At 39.1% G+C, this 22,321-nt stretch carries 13 protein-coding genes; all 13 read right to left on the reverse strand.

The window, feature by feature from the left end:
- Nucleotides 1–268 precede the first annotated feature (268 nt).
- Nucleotides 269–1,732, reverse strand: a complete 1,464-nt coding sequence (locus tag KK060_RS07520; RefSeq protein ID WP_254153092.1) for a SusD/RagB family nutrient-binding outer membrane lipoprotein — start codon at nucleotides 1,730–1,732, stop codon at nucleotides 269–271.
- A 6-nt stretch (nucleotides 1,733–1,738) separates the two neighbouring features.
- The gene (locus KK060_RS07525; protein ID WP_254153093.1) at nucleotides 1,739–4,966 is read right to left on the reverse strand and encodes a SusC/RagA family TonB-linked outer membrane protein; all 3,228 of its coding nucleotides are present in this window, start codon (nucleotides 4,964–4,966) and stop codon (nucleotides 1,739–1,741) included.
- A gap of 193 nt (nucleotides 4,967–5,159) precedes the next feature.
- Nucleotides 5,160–5,678 (reverse strand): DUF4843 domain-containing protein, encoded by a 519-nt coding sequence (locus tag KK060_RS07530; RefSeq protein ID WP_254153094.1) that lies wholly within the window; start codon nucleotides 5,676–5,678, stop codon nucleotides 5,160–5,162.
- A gap of 11 nt (nucleotides 5,679–5,689) precedes the next feature.
- A complete protein-coding gene (locus KK060_RS07535) occupies nucleotides 5,690–7,078 on the reverse strand; it encodes a RagB/SusD family nutrient uptake outer membrane protein (protein ID WP_254153095.1) in 1,389 nt (462 codons plus the stop codon).
- Nucleotides 7,079–7,163: 85 nt separating this feature from the next.
- On the reverse strand, nucleotides 7,164–10,181 hold the full coding sequence (locus tag KK060_RS07540) for a SusC/RagA family TonB-linked outer membrane protein (RefSeq protein ID WP_254153096.1): 3,018 nt from the start codon (nucleotides 10,179–10,181) through the stop codon (nucleotides 7,164–7,166).
- A 294-nt stretch (nucleotides 10,182–10,475) separates the two neighbouring features.
- Nucleotides 10,476–11,825, reverse strand: a complete 1,350-nt coding sequence (locus tag KK060_RS07545; RefSeq protein ID WP_254153097.1) for a RagB/SusD family nutrient uptake outer membrane protein — start codon at nucleotides 11,823–11,825, stop codon at nucleotides 10,476–10,478.
- Between the two features lie 21 nt (nucleotides 11,826–11,846).
- A complete protein-coding gene (locus tag KK060_RS07550) occupies nucleotides 11,847–14,900 on the reverse strand; it encodes a SusC/RagA family TonB-linked outer membrane protein (protein ID WP_254153098.1) in 3,054 nt (1,017 codons plus the stop codon).
- 263 nt (nucleotides 14,901–15,163) lie between these two features.
- Nucleotides 15,164–17,092 carry an OmpA family protein gene (locus KK060_RS07555; RefSeq protein WP_254153099.1) on the reverse strand — a complete coding sequence of 643 codons (1,929 nt, stop codon included), beginning with the start codon at nucleotides 17,090–17,092 and terminating at the stop codon, nucleotides 15,164–15,166.
- A 3-nt stretch (nucleotides 17,093–17,095) separates the two neighbouring features.
- Nucleotides 17,096–17,692, reverse strand: a complete 597-nt coding sequence (locus KK060_RS07560) for an aminotransferase class IV (RefSeq protein ID WP_254153100.1) — start codon at nucleotides 17,690–17,692, stop codon at nucleotides 17,096–17,098.
- Nucleotides 17,676–18,641, reverse strand: coding sequence for an aminodeoxychorismate synthase component I (locus KK060_RS07565; protein WP_254153101.1), 966 nt, complete (start codon nucleotides 18,639–18,641; stop codon nucleotides 17,676–17,678). The genes KK060_RS07560 and KK060_RS07565 overlap by 17 nt, the downstream gene beginning before the upstream one ends.
- A gap of 4 nt (nucleotides 18,642–18,645) precedes the next feature.
- Nucleotides 18,646–19,293: a 7-carboxy-7-deazaguanine synthase QueE gene (locus KK060_RS07570; protein ID WP_254153102.1), complete on the reverse strand. Its 648-nt coding sequence runs from the start codon at nucleotides 19,291–19,293 to the stop codon at nucleotides 18,646–18,648.
- A 169-nt stretch (nucleotides 19,294–19,462) separates the two neighbouring features.
- On the reverse strand, nucleotides 19,463–20,374 hold the full coding sequence (locus KK060_RS07575) for a bifunctional 5,10-methylenetetrahydrofolate dehydrogenase/5,10-methenyltetrahydrofolate cyclohydrolase (RefSeq protein WP_367397471.1): 912 nt from the start codon (nucleotides 20,372–20,374) through the stop codon (nucleotides 19,463–19,465).
- Nucleotides 20,367–22,151 carry a translation elongation factor 4 gene (lepA, locus tag KK060_RS07580; protein WP_254153103.1) on the reverse strand — a complete coding sequence of 595 codons (1,785 nt, stop codon included), beginning with the start codon at nucleotides 22,149–22,151 and terminating at the stop codon, nucleotides 20,367–20,369. The genes KK060_RS07575 and lepA overlap by 8 nt, the downstream gene beginning before the upstream one ends.
- Nucleotides 22,152–22,321: the final 170 nt, after the last annotated feature.

The following is a 22,321-nucleotide window of genomic DNA, read 5'->3' on the forward strand; positions in this document are numbered from 1 at the left end:
ATAATAACGGGTCTCGTGGGCTCGGAGATGTGTTTTCGAGACAGGTTATCATTGGCGCATGGACCGAAAACTTCATCGTTCTTTTCCTTGCTCCAGGCAGGATTGTAGAGCTTGTGAGCTGCGTTGAAGTGTTCTTTGCGAGAGACGTAGAGCATAATTAAAACTAATAGAACTGCAAATATACGCCACCCACAAGAACTATTGTATTAACTTCTTTAAATAGGAAAGGCTGCCAAAGCAGCCTTTCTATTAGGATGCAGTGTTAATTCTAAAATATATCCCAGAAAAGTTTTGCATCAGGAGAGTCACCACCAGTCATTTTTCCTGCAGCGGTTTCCCATTGCGTTCCATTGAGCGTTTGTTCACTCACCGGAAAAATCATACGCACTGGAATCTTTAAAGCAGTATTGATACCGTCACCAGCAGGAGGCAATAAAACTGGTTGATCTAAGCGTCTCCACTGAACCCATGATTCCCATCCTCTATTAAAAAGAGCTATCCATCTTTGAGTTCCAATTTTCTCTTTCCAATCCGTTGCTGCTGTGGCATAAGCTACTTCTGGTTGGGAAAGATAAGCATCGGCATCTGCTTCCGGATTCCAGAAAGCAATGGAGGCTTTAATTGCATTCTCATAATGCTCTTCCGCTGTACCCGGAACATTAAAACCTCTTTCTACAGCTTCAGCTAACAAGAATTCTACCTCTGCATATTCCATTAAAATACCTTCTGCCTCGGGATCTGTAATAGCAGGGCCAGGATGAGAGAAATCAGCATACTCATTTGAGAATCCATACTTCCCTCCAACAAAGTTAGCTCCCACTTTAGTAAAGTATTGTTCACGACGAGGATCGTCCAAATCATTCATTACATCGACAATTGTAGATGTTACAACAAAATCTTCACGAGTAGTATATGGTGATACTGTATTAGCAGACACAGGGTTATTATTGCCGCTTGATGTTATATAAGGGAAACCAGCATTTTCTTCATTGGATTGAATTAAGTTTGCTAAGTTGGAAGCAGCTTGTTCAACCATGGTTCTAGCTACTTCTATCTTAGAATCAGCAAGCAACATTCCTATTTTAAGCTTTAAAGAATTACCAAATTTGATCCATTTGGGCACACTGCCTGAATAAAAAACATCAGCTGTACCAAAACTGTTTGCTGAAGGTGTTAACATTCCAAGCGCCTTATCAAGTCTTGATATTATATCAGGATAAATAACAGTCTCGTCATCATCATATTCTGGAAGTAAATTTTCAATATCAAGGGCTTGTCTATACGGTACATCACCAAAAGTATTTACTAAAACAGACCAAGCATATACTTCCATGATCTCAATTATAGCAAGTCGATTATTCGTAACGGGACCGGCAGGATAAGTAACAGGATCAGCAGTAATTAATCTCTTTGCTTCCTTTAAATCTGCTAATACATCACGGTAAACGGCGTTCCAAAAATTCTGGGAGTATGTACGCGCAGTCATATTATATCTAGGCTCGTCCAAATAAGTTGTAGTCGCCCAATATTGCACAAACATCCGGTAGTTATTTGAATTTACACTAGGTGTTATCAAAATATCCGTTAACCCTTTTAATGCATTAGTAAATAACGTTCCCGCAGGAGCTGTTCCAACAGGTGCACGTTTCTGATCTATATTCCAATCGTCCAGGCTGTCAACACATGCTGTCAACAATACGAACGGAAGCACCATCATCAATATTTTTTTCATAAGTAATTAGAAAGTAAGTTTTACATTGAATCCATAGGTTCTATACATAGGATATGCTCCACTTTGATATCCCCCATTTGTATTACCTGAACTCAGGCCTTCCTCCGGATCGGAGTATTTCATGTTTTTATGAATGATCCATAAGTTGCGGCCAATTAATGATATATCGATTCCTTTAAACGGCTTCAATAATTCAATAATGGAGGCAGGAATTGAATAAGTTAAACCAACTTCACGAAGTTTAATATAACTACCATCGTATACGTACCATTTATGAGGTGCCCCACTTTGTCCATCAGCTACGTAACCGAATGGCGTTTGACCATATCCATCAAGATTTTCACCATAAACGGTATTAGGCGACCCATCTGCCTGAACGCCTGGTAGTAAAATTCCACCGCCTTCGGCAACAGGCACGCGAGATGGAACCCCGTTAGCATTCAATCCAGCAGAGTTAGGATATAGACCCGTAGCTTCTCCATACCATTGGTCAAGAGAGAAGATGTCACCTCCACGTCTCATGTCTACGAGGAAATTCAAGCCAACTCCTTTATACTTAAAGGTATTATTAATACCTCCAATCCAATCAGGATTAGGATTACCAATTATTATATTAGAGGCAGCAGAAGTCTCATAATAGCCTGCTGCATTTACGGTACGCTGTCCGTTAGTATAAACGAAATCCTTTCCTCTAATAACACCATATGGGTGACCCACGGCTGCATTTAATGAAACTCCACCTTGCAAACTTGCAATAGGATAATTTGTTACCGCATTGTCTCCTTCACCGTATAGGCTAATTACTTCATTTCTATTTCTCGTAAAGTTTACGTTAACAATCCATGAAAAATCATTCCTCTGAATAGGAATACCAAAAAGTGAAAGCTCTATACCTTTATTTTGCATTTCACCGGCGTTCACCCACTTTCCGGTATATCCAGTCGCTCCTGTAACGTTAACAGAGAGAACTTGGTCAAAAGAACTGGCGTGATACCATGTAAAGTCTAACCCAACACGCCCGTCGAAAAACTCCGCTTCCACCCCGGCCTCATAACTATTGGTGTACTCGGGAGCGAGAGAAGCATTATTCTTAACATTCGGAAGTGAGAAGTAGGGTATGTTACCCAATGATGTCGGTTTATCATATACGTCGTAAATGCTAAGTGCCGTAGCATCATTACCTACTCGTGCATAATTAGCTCTAATTTTACCTAAGTTTAGCCATGGCAATTTAACCACTTCTGAAAACACAAATGTACCCGCAGCCGAGTAGTATAAGTATTTATTATCATCAACTGGAAGTGTTGTTGATCTATCCTGACGAGCTGAAAGCTCTACAAACACCATGTCCTTGTAACCTACAGAAGCGTTGGCAAAAATGCCATCTACACCTACACGCTCATACTCTTCAGTTGGAGGGTTAATTGGTTGAGCTGAATTTGTGAGAGAGTAAAAACGAGGAACTACAAGACCTCCATTTGTTGAAGCCCTGATAGAACTTAAACGATTTCTGCGCATATTACTCCCTAACACACCTCGTAAAGAAATATCAGCAAATTTCTTATTAAAATTTAAGAGAAGATCATAATTAGACTCACTATAAGTTCTATTAAATCTTGAATAACTTGGGGTACCTTCGCTGGTAACCGCAGTCCGCTCTTCTTGCATATCATTAGTACCATCATAGCCAACACGTCCAAGAATATCGAACCAATTAGTTACTTTATAATTAATTGTTGCATAGCCAAAGATGTGATCCCTGCTGTCATTCGAGTAGCTCTCATATCTTGTAAAGTAAGGATTATCAGAGTATAGTGGTCCTGTTCCAGCAGCATTCCAATTCCAGGTAACGTTTTGTCTGTTCCTCCAATATGCCGCTTCCTGTTCTTTTATATCAACATTAGTTTGCCACCATTGCCTAAAACCTTGATTAGGGTTTTTACCATTATAACCCGTACCATAGCGACCTACGCCTACAATCTTTGAATAGTTGGCTGATGCTGTAACTGTTAACTTTCTAGTAAGGTCATAAGAAGTAGAAAAATTAAATAAATCTTTATCAAGTGTACTATTTGGTAAAGATCCCTTTTCGTCACTGCGCGTATAAGCTACCTTAAAAGTTGCTCTTTCTCCACCGGCAGTAATTGCTACACTTTGGTTAGAGGCAACAGAGGTTTCATAAAATGTCGAAGGATCATTTTTTGCAGCAACCCATGGGCGGGCAGTCAAATAATTAGGAGAATAAGGATCTCTTGCATCCCATTGGTATACTAGCTGTTGTGGATTGAACCGTGGACCGTACGATGCGTCATCACCAAACCGAACGGATGGGACATTTCCACTCAGACCTCCAGGTAAGGTAGCACCAAATCTTTGGTCATAAGAGGCTCCGTATTCCTTCTGGTATCTGGCAAAAGTGCTCTTGTCCATAGTACCCCAAGTAACACCACTATTTACAGTTAATTGGAAGGAATTCTTACGTCCCTTTTTTGTCGTAATCATAACAACGCCATTCGCTGCACGTGAACCATATAATGCAGTTGCTGCAGCGCCTTTCAAAACGTTAATTGATTCAATGTTATCAGGATTGATATCTCCCGCAGCATTACCGTAATCGGTACCTACACCTCCTGTTCTTTGAGCCGAGGTATTTGTGTTTGCATTTGATACAGGTATACCATCTATTACAAATAAAGCCTGATTGTTTCCAGAAATTGATTTGTAACCACGAATTACAACGTTAGTAGAACCTCCCATTGTATTGCTGGTTTTAATATCTACACCAGACACTTTACCAGATAATGAATTAACAAAATTTACTGATCTGTTACCCACAATATCCTCTCCTTTAACCTGTTGAGCTGAGTAAGCCAATTCATTTCTGTTTCTAGTGATACCCAAGGCAGTTACAACAACTTCGCTTAATTGTGTAACGTCTTGCTCCATTTGCACATCTACGGTGGAACGACCAGCTATATCAACCTCTTGAGAAGTTAGACCTATAAAGGAAAAAACAAGAATGTTTGAGCCGTCAGGAACTGAAATTCGATAGTTTCCATCGACATCAGTAACTGTTCCAGTGGTTGTACCTTTTACTAAGATGTTCACTCCCGGAAGAGGTGAACCATCCTGTGACGACGTAACCCGTCCAGAGATTGCCCTCTCCTGTGCCCATGCGGCACTACTTGCTATGGTAAACGCCATAATCAAGTATGATAGTAGAATTTTCCTCATACGTAATGTTTAGGTTAAATTTTAAGTAGAAAGGGCCAAACTTATAACAAAATATTAATCTTTGAAAACCATCTACCACAAAATTGGGTAAAAGAATATTGCTAAAAATGCCGCATTTATAGTTACAAACTGCCAAAAAAAAATAGGTTGACTTCTGTCAACCTATTTCACAATTTGTTATTAGAGGAGATTACTATCTCACCATAGTAACCTTAAACACATCATAATTTGGACTTGGTTTTATCGCTTCATTACCAAGTAAATCTATATTGGTGACTACACTAGCACCAACTGTCGGAAGACTATTTGGAATTAAGTCTAAAAGTATATAACCAATCGAAGAATTGGCAGGAATAATTACATTTCTTGCTCCCGCTGGCCGAAAGTTAAAGTGAACACCTTCTACTGCAGTACTTGAAGCTCGAACGTTGAAATTAATTTGAAGATCTTCTCTTCTTTGAGGTCCCACTAATTGGACATATACAGTGTCCGTTCCTCTTACATTGAGCAGCACTGATCGTGTAGAATCAGTTTGGGTACCAGCGACTACTGAAATTCCTTTACTAATTAAAGTATCACGGTACTGTCCTAATGTATGATTTTTAAACTCAACAACGGCAGGGCTATCATATACTAAGTCGTCTTCGGGTAAACAACTTACTATCGCTAACGCAGCAATAAATGATAATATTAATAAAAAATGTTTATTCATTATACTCGGATTTAATAGTTAGGATTTTGAGGAAGGCCTTCAGGATTCAGAATTACTTCTGCATTTGGGATGGGCGCCAACAATCTATAATCATCATAAGCAATTGTTCCTACAGCTGTTGCCGCCGCCTTTGTTATCGGCTGACCTCTTCTCTTCAAATCAAACCACCTATGTGAGCCTTCAAAGAAAAGTTCTCTTCTTCTTTCCTGTGCTATGAAGTCTATTATTGATGCATCTTGTGGAACTGGGGCTGTAGCATTTCTTTGTGTTCTTAATTCCGTAACTAGATCTGCAGCACCACTGTAGTCTCCAAGCATAGCTAACGCTTCAGCTTTCATTAATAATACGTCTGCTAATCGAATTACTTTTATATTATCTGTATAAACACCCCCAGCGCCTGCATACTTATTTGACCATGTATATGTTACACCATTGGACGTGGACGAAGCTGATACGTAAAAAATTCCTTTCCGATCGTCGTTTGGTTCGTATAGCGCTAATAATTCTGCTGAAGGGGTCATCCCGCCATAAGTAGATAATTTTAAGGGATTAGTACCAGTGGGCTGTGTATAGCTAAAAGCACTATTATTAACACCTTCAACTCCTGCTACTTCCACGGATTGGATGAAGTTTATTTCAAAAAAAGATTCATCATTAGGAATTGACTTAAATCCTGTAGCATAATCACCAGCTTGCATTAAGCTTGCCGAAGTGTTGTTTAAAGCTGAATCAAAATTTACAACAGCTTTATCCCATTTCTCCCAATATAGATATATTTTACCAAGCAAGGCATATGCAGCTCCTTTGTTTGCTCTGAATACTGTCATTTCGTTATCCTTAGGTAAAAGTCTACCTGCATTGATCAAATCCTGCTCAATTTGACCATAAACTTCTGTTTGTGTAGCACGCGTTTGCAGAGCTGCATCTGCTGCCTCTCGAACCGGTTCGGTTCTTAGAATAACACTTTTATCCCATCCAGCTCCAGGCCCCGTAGTTGGTACTTTTGTTGGCTCATATCCATATATTCTCGCCAGATCAAAATAAACCAATGCACGCAGAAATAATGCCTCTCCCTTTAATTGATCTTTCTTTGCCTGATCAGGATCGTCTATATCATCTATTGTTGCAATAACTGTATTGCATTCATTTATTGCAGCATAAGCGGTGGTCCATATATTAAAATGGCTATTTCTTGTATTGCGAATAGTTCCTGTATATCTGCCTGAAGCCTGAGACGTTACAACGAAAGCATTATCTGCTAGTGTTTCACCTAAAAGAGACATATCGCGTCCCCAATATGTAAAGGTTTGTAACCTATCATATATTGAAATAACTAAAGCTTCGTAGCTTGCGGCGTCAGCAAGTGCTGCATCGGGAGCAATTTGATTCCTTGGCTCCACATTTATGAGATCATCACATGATATGCTAACTAAGCATATCATAATTATTAACATTATATTTTTAATTTTCATAAAAGCGACTCAGTTAGAATTCAATTGTAACACCACCTGTTATTTGGCGGGGATTTGGATACTGATTTAAATTGTTATTTAGAGCTAATTCCGGATCATCTCCTCTGAAATTTGTAAATGTCGCAAGATTAATAGCTTGAACGAATACATTTACATTACTCATTTTAAGTCGTTGTATAAGTGACGACGGTAGCTGATAACTTAACGTAATCTGTTTTAACCGAATGTATGACGCCGTTTGCACATACCTTGATGAAAAATTAGTCGGATCAAATCCTCCAGGTTCGGCGCCACCTTCAAATGCACGTGGTATTCCTGTAATTTGTCCTGGTCGTGTCCATCTACCTAATTGACTTGTTACTTGGTTATCATTAAACATACCAGAGGCCTCAAGTACTTGGGCTGTTTGAATAGAAGATTCATTACCATATTGGTAATTGAAGAATACTTCAAGTGACAAGCCTTTATAAGAGAAATTGTTGGAAAATCCTCCAAAAAAGTCAGGCACATTATTACCAACAACTCTTTGATCTGTTGTAGTTGGGTTATAAGTTATATTATTATTCTTATCATAAAACATTGGCCTTCCATCGGCAGGGTTAACACCCGCATATTCATAAGTATAGATCACGCCTAATGGTTCACCTACGTCATATCTGACACTATTTACTGTGCTAGTTTTTAGACCTCCATTTAAAGACACGAGCTCATTTTTCTGAAAACCTATATTAAAATTAGTGGTCCATTTAAAACCGCTCGTTTCAATGTTTACTGTATTAATATCAAAATCAATACCTTTATTTTCTACTTCACCTGCATTCTCAAAGATAGAACCAAAGCCCGAGTCTATAGGAAGTTGCCTCTGAAGAAGCAACTGAGTATTATTCTTCTTCCAGAAGTCTACTGCACCAAAAATTCTTCCCCCAAAGAATGAATAATCAAGACCTAGATTAATAGTAGCTGACTGCTCCCATGTTAAATCCGGATTAGCAAGCTGTGTAGGTCTACTACCAGGTTTGCCAACATACTGGCCTCCATTACCATAGAGTCCAAGAGATAAAAAGTCTCCATTAGATTGCGTACCATTTGGTTGTACTCCTACTACACCGTAGCTCGCTCTTATTTTCAAGTCGTCTAAGAAATTGACAGAAGATAAAAAGTCTTCTGCTTTGAGTCTCCAACCTGCCGAAGCACCATAAAAAGTGCCCCACTTGTAATTTGCTCCAAAGCGTGACGAACCGTCGTATCTTATAGTTGCACTAACTAAGTATTTATCCTTAAAGTCATACTTCGCGTTTGCAAAGAACCCTGCTAATTTATAGGAGGTGAACGTAGAAGTAGCAGAAGTAGGAGTTGCACCGCTACTTAGTAATCGATATGAGGGGCTGGCAAATCCTTGTGTTGCTGCTCCTAAAGTAGTATTTGCTACATGTCTATATTCGAAACCACCGATGATACCAAAATTATGTACTTCGTTAAATTTCTTATTGTAATTCGCAGTGTAATTAGTGTTCCAATTTATAAATCTTCTGAAGGTTTCCGAGCCAGTACCAGGAGCATATGCAGTAATAGATGATGGTCTGTAGTTGTAATCTTTAACATCCGCAAAATCAATTCCACCGAAAGCTCTCAATCGAAGGCCAGGTAAAACATCAGCATTAAAAGCCAAATTAGAAACAGTTTGAAAAGCTCCAGCCCTCCTTAATTCCTGATTGAGCAGTTGCACGACGTTCATACTTGTATTAATCAAATCCTGATTAAACGTTCCGTCTTCATTATAAATTGGATTAATAGGAGGGGTAAATAGTCCTCCTGTAAAAGCTCCATTTGTAAAAAAGCCTGAGTTCACACTTGGACCTTGAGTATCAGAGCCAGTTAAACCTAACGAGGTTTCCATCGAGAACACCTTAGAAAGTCTATGGTCAAGATTTGCTCTTAAAGTTCCTCTTTTGAAGTTTGATTGTATTACAGTTCCTCCTACATTATTGTAGGATCCTGAAATAAAGAATCGTGTTTTTTCATCTCCACCTGATAGCGATAGGTCATATTGTTGTGTTTTTCCAGTTCTAAGTATAGCGTCAACCCAGTTATAACTTGGAATTGGTCCATTCGGATCATCAACACCAAAATCATTAAGCGCAGTAGCTACACCATCAGCATAACTTCCTCCTGCACGTTGTTCTGCATTTCCATACGCCTCCATTTTAAGTCCTAACCATTGGGTGGCATTCAGGACTTCATATGGATTATATTGCTCAGAAATACCATATTGGCCAGCAAATTTTAATTTTGTTTTACCAGCTTTACCTCTTTTCGTAGTTATAATAACAACCCCATTTCCTGCCAATGCACCATAAATAGCACCCGCGGCAGCATCTTTTAATATCTCTATTGATTGAATATCAGCAGGATTAATTGCAGATAAAGGATTGGATGTAGAGACACTTGAAAAAGTACCTCCTGAATTTACCTGTACACCGTCAACAATATAAAGAGGTTGAGCAGTACCGTTAATTGTCCCAGTACCCCTAATATTTACAGTAACACCGCCTCCAGGTTGACCGCCTCCCGAGACTACTTGCACTCCGGCTGCTCTTCCTTGAATAGCACGGTCAAATGTTTGCATTGGTAGATTTTCAATTACATCTCCTTTAACTGAACTGATAGAACCTGTAACCTCTCTCTTTTCCTGTGTCGAGTATCCTGTTACTATTACTTCAGAAAGTTGAGTAATGTCAGTTGACATTGGAACATCAAGTGTTGTACGAGAACCTACGGCTATTTCTTGAGATTTTAAGCCAATGAAACTAAAAACTAGGATACCTCCTTCTTGAGGCACTGAAAGTTTATAATCTCCATTTACATCAGTTACGACACCTTGTGTTGTTCCTTTTACAAGAACATTAACTCCTGGTAAAGGAGAACCATCTTCCGATGATGTTACCCTTCCAGAGACAGTTCTTTCTTGCGCCCGTAACTCACCAGCAATAAGCAAGCATAGTGCGGTTAAGCATAGTAGAATTCTCTTCATACGTGTTTAGGTTAAAAATTATTATTAGAAGGTCAAACATATAACAAAATAATAATCTTTAAAAGTCATATACCGCAAAATTCAGTAGATGCAAACACAAAAAAATACCTTTTTTTATGGTAAATAAAAGGAAAACGATTGTTAAAACGTTTGTAAATGCAGCTAGGTATCAGACACGATAGTAGGCAATTTGAGTAAGTGGTTAATTTTTTAGATACATTCAGAATGATAAGATAAAAAAAGAGGTTGCTCATAAAGCAACCTCTTTTTAAAAAATATTAGAATACTATATCTTTATTGATTGGGCTCTATATTAGGATTAGCATTGAGTTCGCGTTGAGGAATTGGGAAGGCAAGTTCGGGCGAACCGAACGAAATACCTCCATCTGCAAAAGTTTGACCTTGATCAACCTTTACAATGTCTCTTCCGTACCTCATCAAATCAAAAAAGCGAAATCCTTCCATTGCGAGTTCCTTTCTTCGCTCTTGCAAAACATTATCTACATTGGCTATTGCATATGTAGATGCTCCCCTATTTTGAGGGATCATATTTAGATATGTTAGGGCATTAGGATCATTCAAGTGGGTCAATGCTTCTGCATAATTCAAAACCACTTCCTCATACCGGATTACCCTAACATTATCGTAAAAAGATGGGTATTTGGCCGTGCGAATCACGCCTTCAACATCTGTATAAACAGTCTTACGTACATCCGCAGCGTCATAACTATCGTAAAGATCAGATGTTACTTCTATATCCCCATAATTTGTTTCATGGTAAATATAGAAAAGGCTAGTATTTCCAAGGTTATCTGCATCAGTAAAGGCCAATTCAAATACTGAATTAGAACCTTCATTTACAGACCACGACTTTGCAAACTCTGATGCAGGAGCAATATCATAGTTTTGGCTATCAATGACTTTTTTGGCAGCTATCGCTGCATTCTGCCAATCCTCCACATTCAAATAGTATCTGGATTGTAAAGCAAAAACAGCGGAAGTGGTCATTTCGGTAGGAGAACCACTATCCAGCGACGGTTTCATTATCGCAGCAGCCTTTTCCAAATCTTCGCCTACCTGATTCCATACTTCAGCTACCGTTGCTCTAGAAGGAAATTTATTGTTGTCGTTTTTAAACTCAGTAACAATAGGAACACCTAAATTTCCCCCGGTATATTGCTGTCCATATAATCGTAAAAGATCCATGTACGCCAACGCTCTTATAGCATAGGCTTGTCCTTTCACATATTGAACTTCATCGGTTTCATCACCTTCTATTTGTGAATTGATAACAATATTTGTATTAGCTATCACTGAATATATCTGTTGCCATGTATCATCAGCATAGGCGTCCGTAGCAGACACAACAAATTGCCCCGGAGAAACAAACCTCCCCGAATTCCCATTACTAAATGCGTTATCAGACCTAACTTCAGCGAACACCACATAGTCTCTTCCATAATATGTTGATGCATTCATTCGATCATATGCACCTAAAATCAAACCTTGCAGATCCTCGATAGTATTTACACTTGTTGTGAAATCTTTTGATCTGCTTAATTCAGGATCTAAAAAATCCTCTGAACAAGAGGTAATCACTGATCCTAAAACTGTAACCAGAAATATTTTTCTAAATGACATCATATTCATTCTTTTAATTTATCATTAAAAACTTCCTCGTAGCCCTATGGCTAATGTTCTCAGTGCAGGAGCATTAAGATCAATAAATCCATCTGCATCTACTTCCGGATCGAATTCAAGTTTAGAATCTTTAATCCATGTGTATAGGTTATTTCCTCTTACATATACATCAAGAGATTTAAATCCTATTTTAGAAACCCAGGCAGAAGGAAGGTTATAGCCTACAGTTATATCTCTTAATCTTAAATATGTTCCATCATATAACCTTCTGGTAGAAGCATTGGCAGATAGCGAGGGGTTACCAAAAACATTTTTAGGATTTTCACTTATGTCACCTGGTTTTTGCCATCTGTCGTATTGCCTTGCATAAGCATTAGCCACTCCGTTAAAGGCATAACGACCATCCGACTGAGTGTATCCAGCCCACGTATCATATACTTCATTACCTGTAGAGTAATAGATACTAGCACTTAAATATGCCCCCTTATAATCGAATCTATTTGTTAAGCCACCAAAAAACGTAGGTGTTGGTGTGCCTTGAAAAGAATATCCAGCCTGCCTCCAATTAGATGTCAATTCCCCGCTTTTGCCTTGAACAAACCACAGAGGTGAGCCAGTATCAGAATCTACTCCTGCCCATGTTGGCATATACCATGCAAATGCTGGTTGCCCGGTACTTACTTTATAAGTAGTTCCCGATGGACCAATCTCGTTACCATTAGCATCTTTTGGCAAATCGGTTACTTCATTCTTTAATGAGGTAAAATTAACTCCAATGTTCCATTTAAACTCTGCAGCTTTTAAGACATCAGCATTTAATGTTACTTCCCATCCTTTGTTCACCATTTCACCAATGTTCTGATATTGATTTTCAAAACCAGTTGTATAAGAAAGTGGTACTTCTAATAACAAATCATAGTTTCTTCTATTAAAATACTCAACGGTACCTGTTATCCTTTCTAATAATTCAACGTCCAAACCGATATTCCAGGTTGCGCTACTCTCCCAACTTAAATCTGGGTTACCATATTGACTAGGGTAAATACCAGGTCTTCCGTTATAGGAACCTGTGTAATCTAATAGGGGCTGGAATGCATTAAGAGGAATTCCTGCATTTCCTGTAACACCATATGACGCTCTGATTTTGGAGCTCGTTAACCAATTCTTTGTAGATTCCATAAAAGCTTCATCGGAGAATACCCAGGAAGCGCCAAAAGAATAAAAGGTCCCCCATCTATTTCCCTCAGCAAATCTTGAGTTCCCTTCTCTTCTCACTGTTGCATCAAGAAAAATATTACCTTTATAAGTATAATTTACCAAAGCCATTATAGAGTTGATACTCCAATCAGTAGTGTAAGAAGAAACATTATCTGGAGTACCTGCTGTCTCTGGATATACTAATCCGTTCGCGGCAAATCCATAACCGCCAGCTCCCATAGTGAAGTATCGATTTTTCTGCGATTCGTATACGAATTTGAAGTCGAACTTGTTAGATTCGTTTACCTTCCAACTATAGTCCAACATATTCTTCCAATCCCAATTGAAGTTCCTATTGTAATAAGAGTCGGAACGACCTTGCGTAGGAACTCCATCTCCATGTTCACGATTTCGATAGTATAGCTCTTCTGTAACAACATAATCTACTCCGATCATTGTTGTATACTTTAACTTAGGCAGTATCTCGTAGGACAATGAGGTATTGTTCAGAATCCTACTTTGAATTCTGCGGTTGATGTCGTTTTGAGCAATGAAAACCGGATTGAAATTACTTGTAGAAAGATTATCTATGTTAGGCGTACCATCATCATTGTACGCTCTGTCAATAGGCAACATGAACAAATATGCAGCATCCGGATTACCATAATAGGCAGAGCCTTCCAACTGACCGTTCTGCAATAAGTATGAGCCAGTCAAGGAAGTATTGAAGTTAAGCTTTTTTGATAATTGATTATTGTAGTTCAATTTACCTGTGATCCGCTCCATGTTAGACCCAATATTGATACCGTCTTGCTTGAAGTACCCAAGGGATGCGTAATAATTGGACTTGTCACTTCCTCCTCTCATTGAGAGATCATAGTTATGAGTCATCGCATCATCGTTAGCTACCACATCTCGCCAATCGGTATTCGTTTGTCCGTTCCATTGTGGCAACCCGTTTGATGGGTCTGCAACTAACGCAGCTGCTTCATCTAAGTCAGCAGCATAACCTGCATTAATAAGAGATTCATACTGAAGCTCCTGCCATTGAGCTGAGTTCAACATTTTAGGACCTTTCACTGCTCTTGAAACAAACCCAGTTTGAGCTGAGAATGAAAGTGTGGGAGTTCCTGCCTGACCTCTTTTAGTAGTAATAATAATAACACCATTGGAACCACGAGCACCATAAAGTGCAGTTGCACTTGCATCTTTTAATACTGTTATGCTTTCAATGTCATTGTTATTGATTGACGCAAGTACACCTAAGTCGGCTGTACCCGTCTCATTAATTACATCCCTGTTGTTAGATCCACTAATCACAGGCACTCCGTCAATAACAAACAATGGTTCATTACTAGCCGTCAACGAACTAACTCCTCTTATCCTTATATTCTGCACCGCACCGGGAGTTCCTGATGAAGCTGCTAATTGCAAGCCCGCGACGTTACCTTGCAGTGCCTGTTCAACCGTGGCAAATGGTTTATTTTGAATAGCCTCTGCTCCCACATTACTGAATGCACCCGTGAAAGAGTTTCTTTCTCGTTCTCCGTATCCTGTTACAACTACCTCGTTTAGTTGTCGAATATCAGAAGACATTTGTACATCAATGGTCGACCTGGATCCCATCTCGACTTCCAATGTCTGTAAACCAATAAAGGTAAATACCAAAGTTCCATCACCCTGTGTAGTAGACACCCGGTAATTTCCGTCAATATCTGTTACCGTTCCTGATGTAGTTCCCTTTATAACTACATTCACTCCTGGTAACGGAGAACCATCTTCCGAAGAAGTTACCTTCCCTGAAATAGTTCTTTCCTGAGCCAGTAGCTCGCCCGTGATGAGCATAGCCACTGCCGTTAGGCATAGTAGAATTCTCTTCATAAAATAGTTGTTAATGATTATGAAATTAAAAAGCCAAAGTCAAACTTAAAACAAAATCTTAATGTGTAGATATTACGCTTTACAGAATGCTATTTGGTATGAAATGTATTTAACCCTTTTTACGGTATTAAATGACCAATAGACATTTCGTTATTCAATCCATAGTAAGTTAGAACAAAGGCACTTCTTTATTTTATTAAAGCACCAATTCGGGGGAGTTAATATTTTGAAAATTGCCGTAAGATGGGGTAACTATTTTTACGTTAGTTCTGAATGAGCTTAAACTCAATTCTTCTATTCCTTTGTTTTCCATCAGCGGTAGAATTGTCGGCGATTGGATTCTTAGAGCCGTAGCCTTTTGCTGTTAAACGACTCTTGCTAATTCCTTGGGATATGATATATTGTGATACAGCTTGCGCTCGTTTTTCGGAGAGCTCTAAGTTATGTGTTGGTGAGCCTGTGTTATCCGTATGTCCGCTAATTTCAATTTTGATATTTGGATTATCCTTTAAGAATTTTAAGACTTTCTGTAACTCAACAATTGACTTCTCCTTCAATTCGTACTTGTCAACATCAAAGAAGATGTTTTCAAGTATTACTCCAGAGCCTTCTTTTATTTTATCTAACTGTACATTTAACACAATAGGCTTAAAATCTTTTACTTCTGAATAATTAAAATTCAAACTTTTGTATACGTACCCTGTCTTGCTCACGTATAAACCGTACTCCGAGCCTTGTGTGAGAACTATTAAATACTCTCCGGTTATTGAATCTGATTGTACAAAAGATTCCGTTTGATTTGTTGCCAGGTTTATTAATTCAATATTCCCTTTTAATGGCTTGCCTGTTTCTCTATCAGTAACTAGACCTTCTACATAATTACTCCTGAACTTAATACGACTCTCTTCAGGAATTTCCATTTCAATTATCTTACTTATTGAATGCCCTCCTGCGATTGGTTCTTCATGTGAATAATATCCTTTTACACCATCAGCCGTAATAAAAAGCGAAAACTGATCTTCGTGATTGTTAATGGGTGCGCCGATATTTTTTGGTTGTGTCCATTTAGAAGCGGTATCTCTCTCACTGAAGAAGATATCATAGCCTCCATAACCGGTTAAACCGGTTGAAGCAAAGTAAAGCAAGCGGTTATTGGCGTGAATAAAAGGAGAGATTTCGTCGAACTCAGTGTTAACAGGCTTGCCAACGTTACGTGCTTTTGTCCAAGTACCTTCCGGACCTAACGTAGATACCCAGATATCCCGTCTTCCTACTCCTCCTCTTCTATCAGAAACAAAATATAGTGTTCTTCCATCTGCTGACAACGACGGCTGCGACTCCCATTCTGAAGAGTTTACTCCAGGACCCAGGTTCTGTGGTTTAGTCCATTCGTTACCAATTTTGTTACTTTCAAACAAATCACAACTTCCATAACCCTGACGGCCAAGGCAAGATGTAAAAATAAGTTTTCTGCCATCTGCAGAGATGGTGCATGTGCCTTCATTAAAAGAACTATTTATATTCTTAGCGATTGATTCCGGGGCTGTCCATTTTCCTTGCTTGTCTTTCCTTGAGACTACTAAATCTTCATCAAACTCATCTCTGAAACCTTCTCGCCTTGTAAATATAAGCTCTTGCTGATCGGCTGTCAGAACAGGAAAATATTGCATAGGAAAACGATTTACAGTATCGCTTAGTACCTTCTGTTTATAAGCAGCGCGTTTATCTTTGTTCTCCTTTGCAAATACAATGTTGTTATAAAGCATGCGGGCTCTATCGATGCGAGGCTTGCTTTGTAATTCAACGCGAAGAAAATCAGATAACATTTTCTCTGCCTTATCATAGTCGCCCGTGTTAAAATAAGCTTCTCCTAAATCAAACCAGAATACTTTCTGTTTTCTAATATCATTCGTAAAGCTCAAGCCCTTTTCAAAATTCTTAATGGCTTGTTCGTAGTCTTTCCTTGTCATGTAAACGAGGCCGAGCCTGTAATAAGCTTCTACAAACTCTTTATCTTTTTCAATGGCTTGTTGTAATAAGGTAATGGCCTGAGCGAATTGCCCGCGCACACGGTAGTTATCTGCTTCTGTATAAAGTTCAATTGCTTTTTTTGACTTTGTGCTTAACCCAATTTGAGCAGTTGACTGTAACGAAACGGTCAGTAGAAGGATGATTATTAAACGTGTCAGCAAAACTTATAGGATAATATTTTTAACATCAATTTCCGGCGCATCAAATTCGAGCATTGCATTTATTAACTTAAAGGTATCAAATGAACGAATATCTCTCACCTTAATTTCCTCTTGAATTACTTTATTATTATCAATTAATTTCTGTCGCTGTGTGCCTTTTAGCAATGCTGACCAAGGCGTAAACCACTCCTTCCCCTTACGAAAAACAATATTTGCATAAGAAGAATCTGTAACAAGTCCTCTTTTGACTATAAGTATATCATCTGCATCTTTTCGAAGCTCAAAAAGACGGTCGATTGTCTTTCTATCGGCATATTTAAATTCATATGAAATGCGGTCGTGCTCTACTACCCGAACTGAATTAATGATACGTGGCGTATAGGGAGATATTTCAACCTCTTTTGTCATTTCATCGTAAACAATGCGGCATTTATAAGTCCCGTTTTGAGGCAATTCAAACTGATTTAAGAACTCCTCAAGGTTAAAATCTTCTTCAAATCCGCATAACGTGTGAAGCGATTTTAACATGCGTTGTTCATGATAAAAAAGATTACAGAACTTTCCGTCCTGAATTTTAATAGATTCAATTAACAGGGACATAAATTTTCTCTAGAGCTTCCTGGTATTCTGACTCACAATTACTTTGTACGGTTATTCCTCCTCCGCTACGATAGAAATATTTCCCATTCTTCTTTTCTATAAAACGGATCATTACGCCACTATCTAAATTCTTACCGTCAAACATTCCCATTACACCGGTGTAATATCCTCTCTCCTCCTTCTCCGCCTCCTGGATAATTTCGACGGTCTTCCTCTTCGGAGCACCGCTTATTGAGCCAGCCGGTAACATCTTAATTAATAGCGTGCCAAGGGCAGTAACAGGTTGTAACCTACCGGCTATTTTAGAACTCACCTGCAATAAATGATGTGTGTTTGTTTTTATTTCATCTATGTACCTGAACTTCTCTACTTTCACCTCATTGGCTATCTGACTCAAATCATTTCTAATGAGGTCTACAATAGTAGTATGCTCCGCCAACTCTTTCTTGTCATTTAAAATGATTTCTAGCGCTTGTGGAATAGCGGCATTAATTGTGCCTTTCATTGGATATGAATAAATGCAGTCATCAATGATCTGAACAAAGATCTCCGGTGAAAAGACGAGGAATTCATTCCTATACCAAAGCTTGTATTTTGCTTTGCTGATGTAAAAGAGATCCCTCAATGAATGCTGTAGTTCAATCTCCGTTTTTATAGTAAGATTAGTAAGATATGAATTACCAAAAGAGAGATGCTGAAAGACCTTATCAAACCTTTCTTTATAGTCCAATAAGGACATCGGATGTTTGATAATGTTTATGTTGTTGCTTTGTGAGACAGAAGTGTTGCTGTTAGATTTTTCGTTAATACTAAAAAGTACTTCATCTGAGTTGAGCTCATCGAGTTTCCAGATTTTAGGCTTCTGCATTTCAAAGTCAACCATAAATAAAAAAGGGACATTTTGTTGCCCCCAGGTATTCATAGTTTCTTCAAAGTCTCTAATTGTCATCTTTCTAAGGGATATTCATATACTTATGAATTTGCAGGGAGAGCTTCCATTTAGGATTAGCTTTAATGTAATCGATAATCAGCGGAAGCATTTCCTTTTCTTTCGACCATTCGGGCTGTAAGAAGAGAATACAGTCGGTAGAAGTTTTTGAAGCATGCTCTTCGGCCCAGGCGAAATCGCTCTTATTATAGATGATTACCTTCAACTCATTGGCCTGTTTGTAAACAGAAGCATGGGGTTGTTTGAATTTCTTTGGTGAGAAACAAATCCAATCCCACGTGCCACTAAGTTCATATACTCCTGATGTTTCTATGTGCGTTCTTGATCCCAGTGCTTTCAGCGACTCCGTTAGTCGACTAAGATTATGCATAGCAGGCTCGCCTCCTGTAATTACTGCTATTTCTGTGTTGCTTGCTAATACATTACTGGTTATCTCATCAACAGACAACTGTGGATGTAGTGATGCATCCCATGATTCTTTTACATCACACCATACGCAACCTACATCACAACCTCCAAGTCGAATAAAGTAAGCCGCATACCCCTGATAATGTCCTTCACCCTGAATGGTATAAAAATGTTCCATTACTGGAAGCATATCTACCTTTACGTCGATGGGCGTGTTTGACATTTGGAATTCGGAAATAGTCATTAATTGATTGGCGTTAGGCATTGGGTATTAGGCATTAGGCAATAGTTATAAGATTACTTCTAATACATAATCATAACCAAGTTTTTGTTAACTGCCAACTACTCAAAAGCTGCCATTGTTAAATAGTAATAACATCAAAATACCTCAACTGTCTAACACTACTGCATTCTCAAGGGTTCCGCGATTCGGTGGCTTTGAGGGTGTTCAGTAGCAAGGAAGCAATTGTCATAGGGCCTACACCGCCTGGCACCGGTGTTATATATGACACTTTCTTAGAAACGTTCTTAAAATCAACGTCGCCTTTGATGGCCCAGCCTTTTGCATACTGTGGTCCTTCAACTCTTGTTGTTCCGATATCAATTACCACTGCTCCTTCTTTAACCATATCTTCAGTGATAAGCCCTGGCTTTCCTACAGCAACCAATAGGATATCTGCAAGGCGGGTGTAAGACGCGAGGTCATTGGTATACTTATGGCAGATAGTAACTGTAGCATGGCCTTGCTCTGCAAGCATCATACTAAGCGGTGCTCCAGTGATTCGGCTAGCACCTACTACTACTGCGTGTTTGCCTTCTGTTTCGATATTATATCTTCTCAGCAATTCCAATACACCAAAAGGTGTTGCAGGCATAAGCAACGGATTTTTTGAGATTATGCTTCCAAAGTTATGATTGGTAAAGCCATCAACATCTTTATCGGACCGGATCTTTTCTGTTATTCTTTCAACAGAGATATGATCTGGCAGCGGAAGCTGAACAATGAAACCGTCAACATCGTCATCGTTATTAACATGATCGATGTGCTTCATTAACTTTTCTTCACTGATGGTATCAGCGAAACGCATCATGGTATAATGAAAGCCAACGCTCTTACACGCTTTCACTTTATTATCGACGTAAGTCTGACTTGCACCATCATCACCTACGAGTATAATAGCGAGGTGAGGAATTTTCTTACCCTGCTGTTTTCGCAGTGCAACCTTCTGAGAGATTTCGTCTTTAATGTCTGATGATACTTTACGACCATCTATAAGCGTGTACGTTGTAGTTTCAACCATGTTATATGGAACAGTATTATTCAATTTTTAAAACTGCCATGAAGGCTTCCTGAGGAACTTCTACGGTTCCTATCTGGCGCATTCTTTTCTTACCCTTTTTCTGTTTCTCCAACAGTTTGCGCTTACGAGAGATATCACCACCATAACACTTTGCCAATACATTTTTACGGATGGCACTAATAGTTTCACGCGCCACAATCTTTTGCCCAATGGCAGCCTGGATAGCAACTTCGAACATGTGACGTGGTATCAGCTCTTTTAATTTCTCACACAACTTTCTGCCCCACTCTTGTGCTTTACCTCTATGAACGATCGCGCTTAATGCATCAACTTTTTCACCATTAAGCATCACATCAAGTTTCACCATATCAGACTCACGGAAACCAATAAGGTGATAATCAAGTGACGCATATCCACGGGAGATACTCTTCAGCTTATCAAAGAAGTCAAACACGATCTCAGAAAGAGGCATTTCAAATGTCATCTCCACCCGATCCGTAGTAAGGTAATTTTGATTTTTTATCTGCCCGCGTTTCTCAATACAGAGATTAATAATAGGACCAATGTATTCTGTCTTGCTTATTATCTGCGCTTTGATATAAGGCTCTTCAATGCTATCCATTGTTGTTGGATCAGGCATCTCTGAAGGTGCATTAATCTCAATGGTAGACCCATCGGTTAAGTGCGCTTTGAACTGAACGGAAGGAACGGTTGTAATTACCGTCATGTTAAACTCCCGCTCTAATCGTTCCTGAATAATCTCCATATGGAGCATACCCAAGAAACCGCATCGAAAGCCAAAGCCCAATGCAGCGGAAGTTTCAAGTTCCCAGACAAGGGATGCATCATTAAGCTGAAGTTTCTCCATAGATGCACGAAGTTCTTCAAACTCAGTTGTATCTACAGGATAGATACCTGCAAATACCATTGGCTTAACTTCCTGGAATCCGCGTAACGATTCGCCAGGATTGAGTGCACTTGTAATGGTATCACCTACGTGAACTTCTTTCGCTACTTTAATGCCCGAAATAAGATACCCTACATTGCCGGCACTGATCTCATTTGTAGCTTGTTTATCAAGTCTCAGAATACCAATTTCATCCGCATTATATTCCTGACCTGTACTTACAAACTTAATCTTCTCACCTTTTTTTATAGTACCGTTAAATACGCGGAAGTATACTTCTATACCTCGAAAAGAATTAAATACAGAGTCAAAGATCATGGCCTGCAGCGGTGCTTTCGGATCTCCTTTTGGCGGCTTAACGCGATGGACTACTGCCTTTAAAATATCTTCTATACCGATGCCTTCTTTTGCGCTGGCACGGATTACATCTTCTGGTTTACATCCAATCAGATCAACGATCTCCTCTGTTACCTCTTCAGGCATAGCATGCGGAAGATCGATCTTGTTCATTACCGGGATGATCTCAAGATTATGCTCAAGAGCCAGGTAAAGGTTGGAGATTGTCTGTGCTTCAATGCCCTGGCTAGCATCAACAATCAATAAGGCACCTTCGCAGGCCGCTATTGAACGGGATACTTCGTAAGAGAAATCGACGTGGCCGGGAGTATCAATAAGATTTAAAACATATTCTTTTCCATCCAGCTTATAGTTCATCTGGATGGCATGGGCCTTGATCGTTATGCCCTTTTCACGCTCCAGGTCCATATTGTCGAGTACCTGTGCCTGCATCTGACGCTGTGAAAGCGTACCGGTAAATTCCAGTAAACGGTCAGCAAGCGTGCTTTTACCATGGTCAATATGAGCGATTATACAAAAATTACGGATGTTTTCCATACCCGGCTGAATTCCTCAAAATGTGAACTACAAAAGTAGGAATTATTAGCGGATTATAGATTGATTAAGCAATGCGGTCTTAAAAAATTAGTCATAGAAAGTAGTATGACGCATTTGCAACCGCATTACTTACGTGACAGATGGATTTCCCTCCGGGAACGCTAACAATA

It is taken from the genome of Chryseosolibacter indicum, from assembly GCF_018598585.1.
Taxonomy (GTDB): domain Bacteria; phylum Bacteroidota; class Bacteroidia; order Cytophagales; family Cyclobacteriaceae; genus Chryseosolibacter; species Chryseosolibacter indicus.

Bases quoted from the DNA above. Each gene is read 5' to 3' on its own strand.
- KK060_RS07570 (WP_254153102.1), bottom strand. From the start codon at position 19,293: ATGACTATTTCCGAATTCCAAATGTCAAACACGCCCATCGACGTAAAG.
- KK060_RS07565 (WP_254153101.1), bottom strand. From the start codon at position 18,641: ATGACAATTAGAGACTTTGAAGAAACTATGAATACCTGGGGGCAACAA.
- lepA (WP_254153103.1), bottom strand. From the start codon at position 22,151: ATGGAAAACATCCGTAATTTTTGTATAATCGCTCATATTGACCATGGT.
- KK060_RS07525 (WP_254153093.1), bottom strand. From the start codon at position 4,966: ATGAGGAAAATTCTACTATCATACTTGATTATGGCGTTTACCATAGCA.
- KK060_RS07560 (WP_254153100.1), bottom strand. From the start codon at position 17,692: ATGTCCCTGTTAATTGAATCTATTAAAATTCAGGACGGAAAGTTCTGT.
- KK060_RS07540 (WP_254153096.1), bottom strand. From the start codon at position 10,181: ATGAAGAGAATTCTACTATGCTTAACCGCACTATGCTTGCTTATTGCT.
- KK060_RS07530 (WP_254153094.1), bottom strand. From the start codon at position 5,678: ATGAATAAACATTTTTTATTAATATTATCATTTATTGCTGCGTTAGCG.
- KK060_RS07550 (WP_254153098.1), bottom strand. From the start codon at position 14,900: ATGAAGAGAATTCTACTATGCCTAACGGCAGTGGCTATGCTCATCACG.
- KK060_RS07520 (WP_254153092.1), bottom strand. From the start codon at position 1,732: ATGAAAAAAATATTGATGATGGTGCTTCCGTTCGTATTGTTGACAGCA.
- KK060_RS07545 (WP_254153097.1), bottom strand. From the start codon at position 11,825: ATGATGTCATTTAGAAAAATATTTCTGGTTACAGTTTTAGGATCAGTG.